At 56.5% G+C, this 15,248-nt stretch carries 16 protein-coding genes; 7 read left to right on the forward strand and 9 right to left on the reverse strand.

Features of this window, described 5'->3' with window-relative positions; all coding sequences use genetic code 11:
• The first annotated feature begins 121 nt into the window (after positions 1 to 121).
• Positions 122 to 1,057 (forward strand): LysR family transcriptional regulator, encoded by a 936-nt coding sequence (locus tag VSQ83_RS12380; RefSeq protein WP_326426910.1) that lies wholly within the window; start codon positions 122 to 124, stop codon positions 1,055 to 1,057.
• Here VSQ83_RS12380 and surE read toward each other — a convergent pair.
• Both surE and hemB read right to left on the reverse strand, forming a co-directional pair.
• A complete protein-coding gene (surE, locus tag VSQ83_RS12385; protein WP_133078063.1) occupies positions 1,054 to 1,830 on the reverse strand; it encodes a 5'/3'-nucleotidase SurE in 777 nt (258 codons plus the stop codon). The two genes, VSQ83_RS12380 and surE, sit on opposite strands and share 4 nt — an antisense overlap.
• Before the next feature lie 71 nt (positions 1,831 to 1,901).
• On the reverse strand, positions 1,902 to 2,876 hold the full coding sequence (hemB, locus tag VSQ83_RS12390) for a porphobilinogen synthase (RefSeq protein ID WP_133078062.1): 975 nt from the start codon (positions 2,874 to 2,876) through the stop codon (positions 1,902 to 1,904).
• A 307-nt stretch (positions 2,877 to 3,183) separates the two neighbouring features.
• Here hemB and VSQ83_RS12395 point away from each other — a divergent pair, with 307 nt between their 5' ends.
• From VSQ83_RS12395 to VSQ83_RS12410, 4 genes are all read left to right on the forward strand, one after another.
• Entirely contained in the window at positions 3,184 to 3,480 is a 297-nt protein-coding gene (locus VSQ83_RS12395; protein WP_133078106.1) for an ArsR/SmtB family transcription factor, read from the forward strand.
• A gap of 54 nt (positions 3,481 to 3,534) precedes the next feature.
• Positions 3,535 to 4,545, forward strand: a complete 1,011-nt coding sequence (locus VSQ83_RS12400) for a zinc-dependent alcohol dehydrogenase family protein (RefSeq protein WP_219261858.1) — start codon at positions 3,535 to 3,537, stop codon at positions 4,543 to 4,545.
• Between the two features lie 80 nt (positions 4,546 to 4,625).
• Positions 4,626 to 5,099: a YbaK/EbsC family protein gene (locus VSQ83_RS12405; RefSeq protein ID WP_219261857.1), complete on the forward strand. Its 474-nt coding sequence runs from the start codon at positions 4,626 to 4,628 to the stop codon at positions 5,097 to 5,099.
• Between the two features lie 174 nt (positions 5,100 to 5,273).
• Entirely contained in the window at positions 5,274 to 7,145 is a 1,872-nt protein-coding gene (locus VSQ83_RS12410; RefSeq protein WP_326426911.1) for a DUF3857 domain-containing transglutaminase family protein, read from the forward strand.
• 66 nt (positions 7,146 to 7,211) lie between these two features.
• On the opposite strand, the gene pgm is transcribed toward VSQ83_RS12410, so the two are convergent.
• Positions 7,212 to 8,852, reverse strand: a complete 1,641-nt coding sequence (gene pgm / locus VSQ83_RS12415) for a phosphoglucomutase (alpha-D-glucose-1,6-bisphosphate-dependent) (RefSeq protein WP_219261855.1) — start codon at positions 8,850 to 8,852, stop codon at positions 7,212 to 7,214.
• Positions 8,853 to 9,047: 195 nt separating this feature from the next.
• Between pgm and eco the strand changes: the two genes are divergently transcribed.
• A complete protein-coding gene (eco, locus tag VSQ83_RS12420) occupies positions 9,048 to 9,530 on the forward strand; it encodes a serine protease inhibitor ecotin (RefSeq protein ID WP_133078057.1) in 483 nt (160 codons plus the stop codon).
• A 46-nt stretch (positions 9,531 to 9,576) separates the two neighbouring features.
• On the opposite strand, the gene VSQ83_RS12425 is transcribed toward eco, so the two are convergent.
• The 6 genes from VSQ83_RS12425 to VSQ83_RS12450 all read right to left on the reverse strand — a co-directional run bounded on the left by VSQ83_RS12425 (position 9,577) and on the right by VSQ83_RS12450 (position 13,922).
• Positions 9,577 to 10,725 carry a PQQ-dependent sugar dehydrogenase gene (locus tag VSQ83_RS12425; protein WP_326426912.1) on the reverse strand — a complete coding sequence of 383 codons (1,149 nt, stop codon included), beginning with the start codon at positions 10,723 to 10,725 and terminating at the stop codon, positions 9,577 to 9,579.
• A gap of 15 nt (positions 10,726 to 10,740) precedes the next feature.
• A complete protein-coding gene (locus tag VSQ83_RS12430; protein WP_257622879.1) occupies positions 10,741 to 11,112 on the reverse strand; it encodes a hypothetical protein in 372 nt (123 codons plus the stop codon).
• Positions 11,113 to 11,194: 82 nt separating this feature from the next.
• Positions 11,195 to 11,653 (reverse strand): hypothetical protein, encoded by a 459-nt coding sequence (locus VSQ83_RS12435; RefSeq protein WP_257622878.1) that lies wholly within the window; start codon positions 11,651 to 11,653, stop codon positions 11,195 to 11,197.
• A 246-nt stretch (positions 11,654 to 11,899) separates the two neighbouring features.
• On the reverse strand, positions 11,900 to 12,214 hold the full coding sequence (hdeA, locus tag VSQ83_RS12440; RefSeq protein WP_133078054.1) for an acid-activated periplasmic chaperone HdeA: 315 nt from the start codon (positions 12,212 to 12,214) through the stop codon (positions 11,900 to 11,902).
• Positions 12,215 to 12,465: 251 nt separating this feature from the next.
• Positions 12,466 to 13,503 (reverse strand): zinc-dependent alcohol dehydrogenase family protein, encoded by a 1,038-nt coding sequence (locus VSQ83_RS12445; protein WP_219261853.1) that lies wholly within the window; start codon positions 13,501 to 13,503, stop codon positions 12,466 to 12,468.
• A gap of 143 nt (positions 13,504 to 13,646) precedes the next feature.
• The gene (locus VSQ83_RS12450) at positions 13,647 to 13,922 is read right to left on the reverse strand and encodes a DUF2798 domain-containing protein (RefSeq protein ID WP_133078052.1); all 276 of its coding nucleotides are present in this window, start codon (positions 13,920 to 13,922) and stop codon (positions 13,647 to 13,649) included.
• Between the two features lie 130 nt (positions 13,923 to 14,052).
• On the opposite strand from VSQ83_RS12450, the gene VSQ83_RS12455 reads away from it, so the two are divergent.
• A complete protein-coding gene (locus VSQ83_RS12455) occupies positions 14,053 to 14,991 on the forward strand; it encodes a LysR family transcriptional regulator (RefSeq protein WP_219261949.1) in 939 nt (312 codons plus the stop codon).
• Positions 14,992 to 15,248 lie beyond the last annotated feature (257 nt).

Below are 15,248 nucleotides of genomic sequence, written 5' to 3' on the forward strand. Positions count from 1 at the left end.
ATCAGTTGGATTGTCTTACGATGCCTTCGCAAAATACCCATTTCACGAAGGCATACCCGCGTGGTCTGTGTAATTATTGCCACCACAAAAAAGCACGCTTACGTGTGGGGTAATAATCAGGATGGATATTTTTCAGGCAATGCGCGTGTTCGTGCGCGTCGTCGAAACGGGCAGCTTCACCGCTGCGGCGCAGGTATTGGGATATTCCACTGCGCAAACCTCGCGCTTGCTGTCTGAACTGGAGTCTTCGCTGCAAGCCCGGCTGTTGCAGCGCAGCACACGACGCCTGGCACTGACCGAGGTAGGGGCACGCTACCTGGAGCGCTGCCGAATGATCCTGGGGGAAATCGAAGACGCCAATGCCGAAGCGGCTGGGGCGCACCTGATACCCCGCGGGCATTTACGGGTGCAATCCACCACAGGGCTTGGCATCCAGTTGCTGGCACCTCTGGTGGCCCGCTACACAGAGCTCTATCCGCAGGTCAATGTCGACCTGACGCTTTCTCAACGCCAGCCGGACTTGCTCGAAGAAGGCCATGACGTTGTGATTACGCTGTCTGCCAACTTGCCGGACTCGGAGCTGATCGGCCAACCCCTGGGCAGTATCTTCAGTGTCATCAGTGCAGCGCACTCCTACCTGAAGGGACGGGAAGTTCCGAAAACCCCGGACGATCTGCACGAGCACCGCTGCCTGCACCTGGTTGACCCCCTGTTTACCGACAGCTGGACCTTTCGCGATGCTGAGGGCGAGCAAGTCATCCGCCCCGGCAACATCTTTCAGGTGAACGTCGCCGAGGCAATGGCCCAAGCGGCCGAGGCCGGGCTTGGCGTGTGCCTGCTGCCCGACTACGTGGCCGTCAGTTCTTATCAGCGCGGTTCTTTGGTACGCCTGCTGCCGCAGTATCGGCTGCACGAAAAAAGCATCTACGCGCTCTACCCTTCCCGGCGGTTTCTGGATGCCAAGGTCAAAACCTGGGTCGAGTTTCTCAAGCAGGAAATACCGAAAGTGCTTGAAGGGCACCAGGCCATCGTCGATGACCCGGAGCATTGGGCTTAAATCGATTGAAGCGCTGTACGCAGTTGCTCACGCAGGGAAATGGCGGTGCGATCAAACTCCAGCGGCGTGACCGAAACCCCGCCCTGCGTCACGACCTGGGTCTCGGTGTCAACCGCTTCAGGGTGCTGATGGCGAGTGATACTGAGCCAGTAATACCTGGCCTCACGAAAATCGGTTCGCTCTATCGCGTCCACCCCATCCATGCGGCCGGCACCCTGGCGAGTGATTTGTATCGGCCCGGCTTCATCCGCCGGAACGTCCGGGAAATTGATGTTCAGGCACGCCGATTGCTCCCAGCCCTTGCCCAGCAACTGCCGGATCACACCAGGGGCCAAGGCGCGAGCGGTGTCCCAGCGTACAAAACTGCGACGGGTGAAGTACTGGCTCAAGGCTATGGACGGAACACCCATCAGCAAACCGGTCATCGCGGCCCCAACGGTGCCGGAAAACAGCGTTTCAACCCCCAGATTGGCGCCTTTGTTGATACCTGAGAGCAACAGCTTCGGTGGTTTGTCCATCAACTGCTGCAAGGCCATTGCGACACAGTCCGCAGGTGTCCCGGATACCGAAAAGCGCCGTTCACCGCGCTTTGTCACGCGCAACGGGTGATGAATGCTGATGGCCGTGGAAATACCGCTTTGGTCATGATCCGGTGCGACCACCCAGACTTCGTCCGCCAACTCGCGGGCCACTTCCTCCAGCACTGCAAGGCCCGGAGCGTCGATGCCGTCGTCGTTGGTGATCAGGATTCGTTCGAGTCGAGCGTCTGGCATGGGTAAATTCCTTTTGTGGGTTGGCGGCAAGCCCGGGCAACGCGATCGACTCCCGACTTGCCGCCTGCAGCTTAGATCCCCTGCAAGGCCAGATCCATTGCAAAGTAAGTCAGGATCATGTCAGCACCGGCGCGCTTGATCGAACCCAGGCTTTCGCGCACCACACGTGCTTCGTCGATGGCACCCGCCTGAGCGCCGAACTTGATCATCGCGTACTCACCGCTGACCTGATACGCCGCCAAAGGAAGATGCGAGGCCTGGCGGATATCGCGAATGATGTCGAGGTAAGCACCGGCAGGCTTGACCATCAGCACGTCTGCGCCCTCTTGCTCGTCCAGCAGGGACTCGCGAATCGCTTCACGGCGGTTCATCGGGTTCATCTGGTACGACTTGCGATCGCCGGTAAGGGCGCTGCCGCCCGCCTCACGGAACGGGCCGTAGAGTGCCGAGGCGAACTTGGTGGAGTACGCCATGATCGAGGTATCGATAAAACCGGCACCATCCAGAGCGCTGCGGATAGCCTGCACCTGACCGTCCATTGCGGCCGATGGCGAGATAAAGTCCGCGCCGGCAGCGGCAGCCGCTACAGCTTGTTTACCGAGGTTGATCAGGGTCGCGTCATTGTCGACACCGTGGTCGTGCATCACGCCGCAATGACCATGGGAGGTGTACTCGCAGAAGCAGGTGTCACTCATGACGATCATGTCCGGCGCAGCATCCTTGCTGATGCGCACCATGCGCGACACCAGCCCGTCTTCACGCATTGCATCGCTGCCGGTGGCATCCAGATGGTGAGACACACCGAACAGCATCACCGACTTGATGCCCGCACGGGCATAACGCTCGATTTCACCGGCCAGTTTCGACTCAGGAATACGCATTACGCCAGGCATGCTGGTGATGGGCACGAAGTCGTCGATCTCTTCTTCGACGAAAATCGGCAGCACCAGGTCGTTCAGGCTGAATTCGGTTTCCTGGAACATGTCGCGAAGGGTCTGGGAGCGGCGCAGGCGGCGCGGACGAACGGCGGGGAACTGGTTAGGCATCATGGTTCCTGATGGGCAGATTCAAAAAACAGACGAGCCTTGGCTCAATGGCGGAACAAATACAGGATTGATCCCGCAATTGCAAAACATCCGCCCTACGTGCGGCCGGTTGTCGCGGGGTGTGTTTACTGGGGAACGGAGCCTAATTACAGCGGTGCTTCAGGTAAAACCCATTGCCTGCATCGCGAGCAAGCCCGCTCCCACAGTTGCCCTGTCAGATAACAACACGGACCTGTGGGAACCGGGCTTGCCCGCGATGGCATCACCGCCGGTTGAACATTTCGGAAAAAAGCGTAGTATCGCCCCCATGATTCTTGAACAACTCAAAGCCCTGGGTAATGACACTCGCATGCAAATGATGGAGTGGCTCAAAGACCCGCTCCGCAATTTCCCGCCTCAGGATCACGGTGATCCCGCGATTGGCGTGTGCGTGACCCATTTGCAGCACAAGGCCGGGCTGTCCCCTTCTACGGCGTCAGCGCACCTGGCCATTTTGCAACGTGCAGGTTTTGTCCTGACTACGCGCATTGGCAAGTGGACGTACTATCGACGCAATGAACAGGCGATCGATGACTTTGCAGCTAGGCTGAAAATCGAGTTGTAATTTTTACCTATACATTTCGTTATTTCGCGCAATGTAAAAACATGAGGAAATCCCATGAGCACTAAAACCATCTTCGTCCAACCTGGCGGCGGTTATCACAATGTAGTCGTTGGCAGCAGCGAAGTCAGTGCGCCGGCCCGTGGTGAAATCACTGTAGGTTTACGCGCCAACTCATTGAACTATCACGATTTTGCAGTAGTAAGCGGTATGTGGGGACCCAGCGAAAAGCGCATTCCCATGGCCGATGGTGCAGGTGAAGTGATTGCGGTGGGCGCCGATGTCAGCGAGTTCAAGGTCGGCGATTCGGTGGTCAGCACCTTTTTCCCGGAATGGATCGCCGGCACCCCGCTGGTTGAAGGTTTCGTTACCGTACCCGGCGATGGCATCGACGGTTATGCCCGCGAGCAAGTGACCGCCAAAGCTACATCGTTCACCCTGGCACCCACCGGCTGGAGCCACGCCGAGGCGTCGACCCTGACCACCGCAGGCCTGACTGCGTGGCGCGCGTTGATGGCCGATGACTCCCTCAAGCCGGGTGACACGGTGCTGATTCAAGGCACGGGTGGCGTTTCGATTTTCGCCCTGCAATTCGCCAAAATGGCCGGTGCCACGGTGATCGCCACCTCCTCCAGCGACGAGAAACTGGAGCGCCTGAAAGCCATGGGCGCAGACCATGTCATCAACTACCGCAAAGACCCGCTCTGGGGCGAGACAGCCCTGGCCCTGACCGGTGGCCGCGGTGTCGACCACATCATTGAAGTTGGCGGCCCTGCGACCCTTGAGCAGTCGATGATCGCCATTCGGGTTGGCGGGCATATCTCGATCATTGGCATCCTCAGCGGTGTCAGCGGCGCGATGAACTTTGTACCGATGCTGATCAAGCAAGTTCGCCTGCAAGGGGTACTCGTCGGCAGCCGCAGCCAGCAGCAAGACATGGTTCGTGCGATCAATGCCAACGGCATGCACCCGGTGATTGATCGTCACTTCCCTCTGACCGACATGGTCGAGGCGTTCAAGTACCAGGAAACCAACCAGCATTTCGGCAAGATCATTCTGGATATTTAACCGCCCCTTGACCGGTGGCGCATTGACAGTGCGCCATCGGCTTCTCTAGATTCAGGCTTTTGCCCAAAGAGCCTAGCCCGATGAGCCTTGAATCCGTACGCGCCTTTTTTCACGCCAACGCCCCCGACCTGCACATCATCGAATTGACCACGAGCACGGCGACGGTCGCACTGGCTGCCGAAGCCCATGGCGTTGAGCCCGGTCAAATTGCTAAAACCCTGGCCTTTCGAGTCGGCGAACGCAATGTTTTGCTGGTGGCACGGGGTGATGCACGCATCGACAACAAGAAAATGAAAGACGCCCTGGGCAGCAAAGCCAAAATGCTGGACGCCGAAACGGTCGTCGCACTCACCAGCCACCCTGTGGGGGGCGTCTGCCCTTTCGGGCTGGCGACTGAATTGCCCGTTTACTGCGACATTTCCCTGCAAAGCTTCACTGAAGTCATGCCCGCGGCCGGGGCCACTCACACTGCCGTAAAGATTTGCCCGTCGCGCATGGCCGACCTGGTCAACGCGCAGTGGGTTGACGTCTGCCAGCCTCTCCCTGCCGCTTAAAACACAGGTGAAATGCTCTAGCGCGGGCCTTTCAGCGGTGTTAATTGTTCGACAATGTAGAAAATACAGTTGCGATCGATTATCATCCGCTACTCGCGCAGCACCCTCTAACGCCATTTCAAAAACATTAAAACGTCGCAGGGTGCTGTTTTAAGGGAATAACCTGAGGCGCTCATGCACCGCTTTACTTTCAGCAAATCATTGATTTGCGCAACATTGGGGATCGTCAGCCTGCCGGCTTTCGCGGCATTGCAACCAGAGTCAGAGGCTGCCCTGGCGGGCGAAACGCAAAGAACCTGCCATTTCAACAAAGACACCAGCACCGATTGCACCACGACCTACCGTTACACCATCCTCACCAACAATGGCCGAGAGATGCTGTCACGTATCGACTTCAGTTTCCCTGAAACGGATCAACTGGAAATCATCAACGCTCAATCCACACAACCCGGGGCCAAGCCGGTGGCCCTGGCTCAATCCCAAATCGACACGCGCATGGCGCCTAACCCGGACAAAGGTTTCCTGCGGGCCAGCCAGACCTCGATTGCTTTCCCGAACCTGCGCATTGGTACCGAGCTCTCCTACACCGTACGCGAGCATACGGTGGGCAAGCCGCTGATGGACCACTTCCATTACCTCATGACGTTTGGCCCGTCCCCTGCCCGCTCGGATGGCTTTAAAAGCACGTTTACCGCCGAGCAGCCGATTGTGTGGCGCAGCGAGATGATGGAAGACTTCACGTTCACCCCGTCTGCCGACAACAAGACCCTCGTGATCGAGCAGAAAAAACCCCGCTTCGTGAATTACATCAATGAGGCCGGCAACGCCTACATCCGCCAGATGCCCCGGGTTGAAATCGGCAGTTCCAGCCAGGTACAGGATCACTTTGGCAACCTCGCCAAACGCTACAACGAAATCGTGACTGCCGGGCTGCCTGCGAGCGCCGCCAAGACCGTTTCAGGGCTCAAGGGGCTACCGCCCGCCCAACAAGTATCCGGGCTGATGCAATACATCCATGATCAATACCGCTACATGGGCGACTGGCGCGCCACTGATCGCGGTTACGTGCCGTTCACCCTGGGCGAGATCGAAGACCGTGGCTACGGCGACTGCAAGGACCTTTCGGTACTGCTGACCGCCATGTTGAAAGCCAGCGGCATCACCGCCCAAACAGCCTGGGTCAGCCGGGGCAGCAACCCGCTGGGCCTGTTGTTGCCTGGTACCAGTTCAGCCAATCACGCCATCGTGCGGGCTGAAGTCAATGGCCAGGTCTGGTGGCTTGATCCGACCAACCCCGTGTTCTTGCCGGGCCGCAGCATGCCTGACATCCAGAATCGCTGGGCGCTGGTCATCGATGCCGATGGCAAGGTGCGCCAGGATTACATCCCTGAAGAGCAACCGAGCCTGAGCATGGACGTGAAGAAGTTTGAGCACTTCAATCGCGATGGCCAGGCTCGCACCACCGCTGAAGTCGAAATGGGGCAGATGACGCTGATGCAACTCAGCTACGCCGACACTGATTCGGGGGTCAGTGCTACCGACCTGAACCTGTGCAACCACTTTGGCAAAGAGATCACTGACTGCAAGATCAGTCGGGATAAAACCGGCTTTGTGGTGCCCGAGCGTTACACGGTACACGCCACCCTGACCAACCTTCGTGCACTGGAGAACCTGTCCGGGCAGCAGATCTACAAGCCGGCATTCATGAGTGAGCGCTGGGACAGCTTGATGAACTATCGCCGCACCGGGCAACTGGCTGACCTGTACATGGCCGATCCAGAGAAACTGACCTACGACATCACCCTTTCGGGCGCCAAGGTCGGCAAGGAAATCAAGTCCTGCAAGGTGAACTCACCGTGGTTTGATATGGAACTGAGCAGCAAACGCAGCAAGGATAAATACCGCTACCAGTACTCCATCACGCAAAAACACAGCTGGTTGAGTCATGACGAAATCATGAGCGCGCCGTTCGAAGCCATGCTCCAGCAGGCCCGTGCCTGCAACGAAAACATGCAACAAGTGGTGCAACTCAGTACCAGAGGCTGATACCTGCCAGCCTGGTCCTTCAAGCAGCCTGGCCCCATTGCGGGGCCAGGCTTTTTTTTGCGGGTGTTACGCGATGGCGGTGTCTACCAGCACTTGAGCTTCCTCAACCAGGCGGTTCAGGTGCTCGTCGCCGATAAAGCTCTCGGCGTAGATTTTGTAGATGTCTTCAGTGCCCGAAGGACGTGCAGCGAACCAGCCGTTTTCGGTCATGACCTTGAGCCCGCCGATTGCCTGATTGTTGCCCGGGGCATGGCTGAGAATCCGGGTAATGTCTTCACCGGCAAGGCGCGTGGATTTGACTTGATCAGGTGACAATTTGCCCAGCAGCGCTTTTTGCTGCGGGGTTGCCTTGGCATCGACCCGGGTCGAGAACGGAAGACCGAGGTCTTCGGTCATTTTCTGGTACAGCTGGGACGGATCGCGACCTGTACGAGCCGTCATCTCTGCGGCCAATAGCGACGGAATCAGGCCATCCTTGTCAGTGGACCAGACGCTGCCGTCCAGGCGCAAGAACGAGGCACCGGCACTTTCTTCGCCGCCAAAGCCCAGCGAGCCTTCGAACAGGCCATCGGCAAACCACTTGAAGCCCACCGGCACTTCATACAAGCGGCGATCCAGGCGTGCAGCTACGCGGTCAATCAGGCCACTGCTGACCACGGTCTTGCCCACCGCAGCATCAGCGCGCCATTGCGGGCGATTCTGGAACAGGTAGTCGATGGACACCGCCAGATAGTTGTTCGGCGCCAACAGGCCGCCTGATGGCGTGACAATGCCGTGGCGGTCGTGATCAGGGTCACAGGCGAAGGCCACGTCGAAACGCTCTTTAAGCCCGATCAGACCTTGCATGGCATAGCTGGAGGACGGGTCCATGCGGATCCGGCCATCCCAGTCCACGCACATGAAGCGGAAAGTCGGATCGACCGTGGTGTTCACCACTTCCAGATTCAAGCCGTAGTGTTCGCCGATCGCGGACCAGTAATGCACACCTGCGCCACCCAGGGGATCAACGCCCAGGCGCAAGTTGGCGCCGCGAAGGATGTCCATGTCGATCACGTTTTTCAGATCGGCAACATAGGTGTTCAGGTAGTCATGGCGATGCGTCGTGCTGGCTTTGAGCGCCTGCTCGTAACTGATGCGCTTGACCCCGGCCAATCTGGCCGCGAGCAGTTCGTTGGCCTTGGCTTCAATCCATTTGGTGACATCGGTATCGGCCGGGCCACCGTTAGGCGGGTTGTACTTGAAACCACCGCTTTCTGGCGGGTTGTGCGACGGGGTAATCACTACGCCATCTGCCAGGCCGGTGGTGCGGCCACGGTTGTAGCAGATAATTGCGTGAGAAATGGCCGGAGTCGGCGTGTACTCATCGTCAGCGGCGATCATGGTTTCGACGCCATTGGCCGCAAACACTTCCAGGGCACTGGCGCCCGCTGGAGTCGACAGCGCGTGAGTGTCGATACCGACAAACAACGGACCATTGATGCCCTTCATCTGACGGTAGAGGCATATGGCCTGGCTAATGGCCAATACATGCCACTCATTGAAGCTCAGCTCGAACGAACTGCCACGGTGTCCGGATGTACCAAAGGCGACACGCTGGGTGGCGATCGATGCATCGGGTTGACCGGTGTAATAAGCGGTCACCAGTCGCGGTATGTCGACCAGCAATTGAGCTGGGGCCGGTTTGCCCGCAAGAGGACTGAGTGTCATGCAAAACCTCGGGAAATTAATGATTCGGAGGAAAAAAGGCAGTTTACTGGCAGTTCGACATTGGCGCGAAGTAATCTATCCACACCAAGGGGTCTGTTTTGCACTTTAATGCACTATTGGTTGTCTGAGCTTGATCCAGACACCTTGTTTAACTCTTCTGGATGTACATTTCAGCTCTGAATTAAGGAAAGCACCATGAAACCACTGGTGATCAGCGCAGCCGTATTACTCTCCCTGAGTACGCTGTGCAGTGTGGCCAACGCAGCCAAACTGGAAGACGTCGCCCCCTACCCTAAAGCCGAACCGGGTTTTAGCCGCCAGGTCATTAATCTGCCAAAACAGAAAAATGAAGACGACTACAAGGTTCAGATCATTGCGGGCAAGACATTACAGGTCGACTGCAACCAGCAGCGCCTGGGCGGCAAGCTGGAAGAAAAAACCCTCAAGGGCTGGGGCTATCCGATGTATCGCCTGAACAAGGTCACCGGCCCCATGAGCACGATGATGGCCTGCCCCGAAGGCAAGGCACATCCCGAGTTTGTTCCGGTGGTCGGTGATGGCTTCATGCTGCGCTACAACAGCAAACTGCCTATCGTGGTCTACGTCCCCAAGGACATCGAAGTGCGTTACCGGATCTGGTCTGCGTCCAAGCAGATCAAGCAGGCCGTGAGCGAATAAGTGTCATTGCGGGAGCGGGCTTGCCCACTCCCGCCTTGATTGAAGGTTATTGCAACCCTACCCGATACAGCACGCCATCATCCTCGTCGGTCAGTACATACACATAGCCGTCCGGACCTTGGCGAACATCGCGGATACGTGCCTTCAGATCTCCCAGCAACCGCTCTTCATGCACCACCTTGCCATCTCTCAGCTGCAGCCGGATCAGGTCTTTGTCTGCAAGTGCGCCAATAAACAGGTTGTGCTGCCAGGGCTTGAAGCGGTCTGAATCGTAGAAGGCCATACCGCTAATGCCGGGGGATTTCTCCCAGACATGATGGGGCCCCACAGTACCTTCGACGGTTTTGCCCTGTGCTTCGGAGATAGGTTTCGACGAGTAGTCAATCCCGTGGGTAGCCAGCGGCCAGCCATAGTTTTTACCACGCTCGATCAGGTTGATTTCGTCTCCCCCTTTTGGGCCGTGCTCGTGAGTCCACAGGGTGCCGGTCCAGGGATTGAGGGCGGCGCCTTGCTGGTTACGATGGCCGTACGACCAGATTTCTGCCCTCACGTCCTTGTTGCCGACAAAAGGGTTGTCGTTGGGAACGCGCCCGTCAGGAAAAATACGCGCAATTTTGCCCTGCAGTTTGTCCAGGTCCTGGGATGTCGGACGCTGGTTGTTTTCCCCGAGGGCGATAAACAGATAGCCGTCCCGGTCGAACACCAGGCGCGAGCCAAAGTGATTACCGGTAGAGAGTTTTGGCTCCTGGCGGAAGATCACTTCAAAGTTGCTCAAGCGGGTCAAATCCTCCGATAAGCGCCCGCGGCCGACGGTGGTTCCTGCTTTACCGTCTTCACCGCCTTCTGCGTAAGACAAATACACCAGGCGATCTTCTGCAAAACTGGGCGACAGCACCACATCGAGCAAGCCGCCCTGCCCTTTGGCCCACACCTGCGGGACACCGGATACCGGTGCAGACAGCTTTCCATCAGGGCTCACAACGCGAAGATTTCCCGGCCGCTCGGTGACCAGCATGCCCTGTTTATCGGGCAGAAACGCCAATCCCCAAGGATGATCAAGCCCCTCGACGACCGGGGTTGCGGTGACAGTTCCAGACTCGGAAGTAAACGTCTTCTGCGCATCGGCATGGGCCGTGAACGCAATATTGAGTAGCGAAGCGGCGCACACAGTGGCCAGCAAGGTTTTTCTCAACATTAGCTATTCCTTGTTCTATTGAGGTTTGTCTCTGGGCTGTAACGACGGCACGGTGGGCTTGACGGTCGCTGGCGGTGTCTGGCTACGTGGATAACCATTACCGATCTTGCCGTTCTCGATTGAAGGGGTTCGCAGCGTGGGAGCTGTAGAGGGACCTGTTGCGCCTGGCACGGAAGCCCCCGTGCCTTGCCGGCTGTTTGGATTGATGCGGCGGATGACGTTGTTGGCAGGCGGCGTGTTGGCTGGCAAGGTGTTTTGCGCCATTAGCCCAGCATGGCCCGCAAGTGTTGGGCGGGCCCCAGGGTTCGAAAACGTTTGTGCCTGTGCCTGGAAGGCAAGTACGCCGCCCATCAATAGAAACAACAGACTGGATCTGACACCGTTCATCACGTCCTCCGCTTTTTGCACGACCGTGTAGCTTTGAGGGTCAAGCACGTCACAGGTTCGGTTTCAAAGATAACAAAACGTGTCAGGCATCGGTTTCAGGGCCAATCTCGATCACCGTTGACTCCCTCGCCTGCGCCAGGAGGGCTTCGCGGCACACTTGATAGCAATCCTCGATATGGCCATTGCCGACCAGTTTCATCACGCCAAAACTGATGGTTGCCGCCACCGCCTGCCCTACAAACGGGACAAAGCGAATCACTGACTTGGTTGCCACTTTTGCGCCCATCTTGCGCACCAGAGACATGACCAGCGTTCGGCTGATGAATTTGCCGATCACCTCACTGCCAATCCCGGTGACCGCTACCACAATCAGGCGCTTGGACCGTGAGTCCATCTGCTCGATCTGGTGGGGGGTCAAGCCGAACTTGCTGTTGATAGCCGGCAGCATTTCTACCAGCAATGCGACATCGGTACCGATATCGAGCCCGGGTATCGGGATTGCAGCCGCACCTGCAGAAACTGCCGAGCGCTTGGTGACCATGGACCGGCACTCGTCACGTATACGATCGAGCTCGGCTAATGACCTGATTAACATAGGATCCCCCGACAGATAAAAATAAAACCAGCGTAGTCTACTACGCCCTTCTGACCAGCAAGGCAGGCCTGTCTTCATGTAGAGGGGTAACAGCGAAGGAAATTCACAAAGGCGGGGATGTTTTTAGCCACTGACGGGGCCAGCGTACAGAGAAGTAGCCTGTACTCTTGCGAAGTACAGGCCAGGCGCGGGTTACACGTCTTTTTTGACTTTGTCCCACTCAGCCTTGAGCTTGGAGACGAAGGATTCTTTTGGGGTTTCCTTGCAGGCAGTCACGACCAGAGGTGTGATTTTTGCGATACCGTCCACGTCCAGCACCGCATCTTCAACTTTGCCCTTCTTGTTGATGGCTTCACCCAGGCCGACAGCGGTCGGCTGGAAGCTTTCATCCACTGCCAGGAAATCCGCGCACGTCCATTTTGCGACGGGCTGTTTGGTTTCAGCCTGAGCCAGTGTTGACAGTGCAGCCAGACCCACAGCGCCCATTAACAGAATGTGCTTCTTCATATGCAAATATCCCTATTGTCAAAGATTCAATAACATGTGTTGTGCCGCAAAAAACATAGTATCGAATGATGTTTCTGTCAAAAATAACAGCAAAATCATCCTCTTTAAAACATCACTTTACCCCTTGAGCTCAAGTTAACCGAACAAACAAGAGGCACACTAACGCGAGCAGCGGCCAGTCTATAAATCCGCCATTCATGTACCGAACCGTTAAAACAGCCCCGATATAATCGACGCTGTTTTAACGTGCATTATTGAGAAAGAATGACCTTCATTGCCTTCTCTTTTGCCGCGTTCCCGAACACCTCATACGCCTGGAGAATGTCAGACAGCGCAAAGCGGTGAGTAATCAACTTCCCGGCATCGATTTTCCCGGACTGCACGGTTTTCATCAGCATGGGGGTGGTATTGGTATTAACCAGCCCGGTCGAGATGGTGACGTTCTGGATCCATAGCTTTTCCAGGTGCAGTTCAACGCTTTTTCCATGGACACCCACGTTGGCAATGCTACCCCCCGGTGCGATAACCGATTGGCAGGTATCGAAGGAGGCAGGAATACCCACTGCTTCGATCGCGACATCCACACCGACCCCGTGGGTCAGCTCGAAAATGCGTTCAACTGCGTTTTGGGTCGTGATATCGATCACATCCGTCGCGCCAAAGCGCTGTGCGACTTCAAGTCGATTGGTGTCGCCATCCACCATGATCAACTGGGCCGGAGAATAGAACTGCGCCGTCAGCAGCGCCGCCATGCCCACCGGTCCTGCACCGACGATGACCACGCTGTCACCCGGCTTGACCTTGCCGGCAAGCACGCCAATTTCGAACCCGGTTGGCAAGATGTCACTCAGCATCACCAACGCCTCCTCATCCGCACCTGCCGGCACCGGATAGAGGCTGTTGTCGGCATGGGGGATGCGCACATATTCGGCCTGCGTCCCGTCAATGGTGTGCCCCAGGATCCAGCCACCATCGGCGCAATGGGAGTACATCTGACGCCGACAGTTTGCACAGCTGCCACAGGAGGTGATGCAGGAAATCAGCACATGATCACCGGGCTTGAAGTTGCGAATGGCAGAGCCGACCGCTTCGACCACTCCCACCCCTTCATGACCCAGGACTGTCCCCTGGGTAACTTCAGGCACATCGCCCTTGAGAATGTGCAGGTCTGTGCCGCAGATGGTGGTGTGCAGGATTCGAACAATGGCGTCGGTCGGTTTGTCGATGACTGGTTGGGGGATATCGGCCCAGGCTTTTTTGCCAGGCCCCAGATAAGTGAGCGCTTTCATGATGGCCATCCTTTACCTGATCAAAAAATAATCAGCACTGCCACTCAGGTGCACCCCGAGTGGCAGCCCCTAAAATCATTGATGCAGTTAAGCAGCCTTTTTCGACAGCGCCCTTGCCGCAGGTCATAAAAAGCCTTTTTGGACTAACGGTGCGGATGAACCGTGAAAGACACCAGCCTCACCACAATCGGCCGCACCACCAGAATGCACAGGAACGCGACAGGCATTGCCAGTTGATAGGCATGCAGCACATTGCTTAGATAATCGTGCTCAATACCGGCGTTTGCCGCCGTAATCACCAACGACATCAGGAAGGCCATGATCGTCGACATGTAAAACGCGAAAACGTAGGGCGTAGCCCGTACAGAGAGTTTCAGACGTTTCGAAATCGGGGTTTCAGCAGTTACTTTTGATGTCATATGGGACCTTATCCAGCTTCATTTTCAGGAGTCATGCACCTTAACAAGATCAAAAACCGGCAACTAGACGCCTATCGACAGTTACTTTATAAATAAAAACTTACGAATAGCCTTTATGAGCCCCCCCACAGTGAATCTGCTAGCGGCAATTACCAGCTTTATCAAAGTGGTCGAAACCGGCTCCATCGCAGGCGCAGCCAAAAATCTTGGTCTTAGTGCAGCGGCCGTCAGCCAGACCATCAATCGGCTGGAAGAACATCTCGGCACACGCCTGCTGCAACGCACCACACGCAGCATGGCGCTCACCGAACAGGGAGCGACTTACTATGAAAGGGTGCGACATATCGCGTCCGACCTTGAGTCAGCGCACAGGGCCATCAGCACTGGAGAAACTGAACTTCAAGGGCGGCTTTGCATTGCGTCGACATCCGCATTCGGACGGCATGTGCTGGCCCCTCTGGTTGCGGGCTTTGCTAACCGTTACCCGCGTTTGACCCTGGAGCTGTGTACCACCGATGGCAAGATCAATCATATCCAGGACGGCATTGATCTGAGCCTGCGGATCAAGCCGCAACTGGAAGAAGGCATCGTTGCGCGCAAAATCGCTTCCGTTCCTTTCATCATCTGCGCCTCCCCGGCCTATCTGGCCCGAGCCGGTGCCCCCCGTACCCCCGAGGAACTCCAGCAGCATGCCTGCCTGGCCTTCCGCTACCCGCTGGACGGGCGCTTCCTGCGCTGGGGGTTTATCCGCGAAGGCCAGCACTACTACGCAGCGCTCAACGTCACCGCGATCAGTGATGATATCGATGCGCTGACTCAAATGGCGATTCACGGCGCAGGGATTGCGCGCCTTGCCGAGTTCCTGGCGGCCCCCTTTATCGAGTCAGGTCGACTGGTGACACTGCTTGAAAGTAGCCATGAATCAACCGAGTCCTGCGCAGAACCCCTGGATATTTATGCGTGTGTCCAGGATCGCGCCGCCATGACGCCAAAAGTCAAAGCGTTCCTGGACTATTTGACGGCACACATTGAACAACGCTGGACTAAAGACAGTTTTATTACTGTATGAATTTATTGTACGCACCAAAATAGCGCAGTATCTCTTTGGATTAACATGATAATTTAATACATCCAAAAAAACCTATAACAGTTAACTCTTTCACACATTCGTGTTCAGCAGATGAAAATACCAAAGTAAGGGGGCATTCTATTTTTTAATGTACTGTTAGACTTAGTTAAAAATGCCATTCAAGGAAGAAGCATATGAGCGCCACAACTAAACGAGGGTGGAAGTGGGCTTACCGCAAGCTGCGTGATCTGCACTGC

It is taken from the genome of Pseudomonas sp. DSV-1, from assembly GCF_035830915.1.
GTDB lineage: Bacteria > Pseudomonadota > Gammaproteobacteria > Pseudomonadales > Pseudomonadaceae > Aquipseudomonas.

Excerpts from the sequence above, each read along its gene's own strand:
- surE (WP_133078063.1), bottom strand. The coding sequence starts at position 1,830 with ATGCCAGACGCTCGACTCGAACGAATCCTGATCACCAACGACGACGGC.
- VSQ83_RS12445 (WP_219261853.1), bottom strand. The coding sequence starts at position 13,503 with ATGAAAGCGCTCACTTATCTGGGGCCTGGCAAAAAAGCCTGGGCCGAT.
- hdeA (WP_133078054.1), bottom strand. The coding sequence starts at position 12,214 with ATGAAGAAGCACATTCTGTTAATGGGCGCTGTGGGTCTGGCTGCACTG.
- hemB (WP_133078062.1), bottom strand. The coding sequence starts at position 2,876 with ATGCCTAACCAGTTCCCCGCCGTTCGTCCGCGCCGCCTGCGCCGCTCC.
- eco (WP_133078057.1), top strand. The coding sequence starts at position 9,048 with ATGAAACCACTGGTGATCAGCGCAGCCGTATTACTCTCCCTGAGTACG.
- pgm (WP_219261855.1), bottom strand. The coding sequence starts at position 8,852 with ATGACACTCAGTCCTCTTGCGGGCAAACCGGCCCCAGCTCAATTGCTG.
- VSQ83_RS12435 (WP_257622878.1), bottom strand. The coding sequence starts at position 11,653 with ATGGTCACCAAGCGCTCGGCAGTTTCTGCAGGTGCGGCTGCAATCCCG.
- VSQ83_RS12395 (WP_133078106.1), top strand. The coding sequence starts at position 3,184 with ATGATTCTTGAACAACTCAAAGCCCTGGGTAATGACACTCGCATGCAA.
- VSQ83_RS12380 (WP_326426910.1), top strand. The coding sequence starts at position 122 with ATGGATATTTTTCAGGCAATGCGCGTGTTCGTGCGCGTCGTCGAAACG.
- VSQ83_RS12400 (WP_219261858.1), top strand. The coding sequence starts at position 3,535 with ATGAGCACTAAAACCATCTTCGTCCAACCTGGCGGCGGTTATCACAAT.
- VSQ83_RS12450 (WP_133078052.1), bottom strand. The coding sequence starts at position 13,922 with ATGACATCAAAAGTAACTGCTGAAACCCCGATTTCGAAACGTCTGAAA.
- VSQ83_RS12410 (WP_326426911.1), top strand. The coding sequence starts at position 5,274 with ATGCACCGCTTTACTTTCAGCAAATCATTGATTTGCGCAACATTGGGG.
- VSQ83_RS12405 (WP_219261857.1), top strand. The coding sequence starts at position 4,626 with ATGAGCCTTGAATCCGTACGCGCCTTTTTTCACGCCAACGCCCCCGAC.
- VSQ83_RS12425 (WP_326426912.1), bottom strand. The coding sequence starts at position 10,725 with ATGTTGAGAAAAACCTTGCTGGCCACTGTGTGCGCCGCTTCGCTACTC.
- VSQ83_RS12430 (WP_257622879.1), bottom strand. The coding sequence starts at position 11,112 with ATGAACGGTGTCAGATCCAGTCTGTTGTTTCTATTGATGGGCGGCGTA.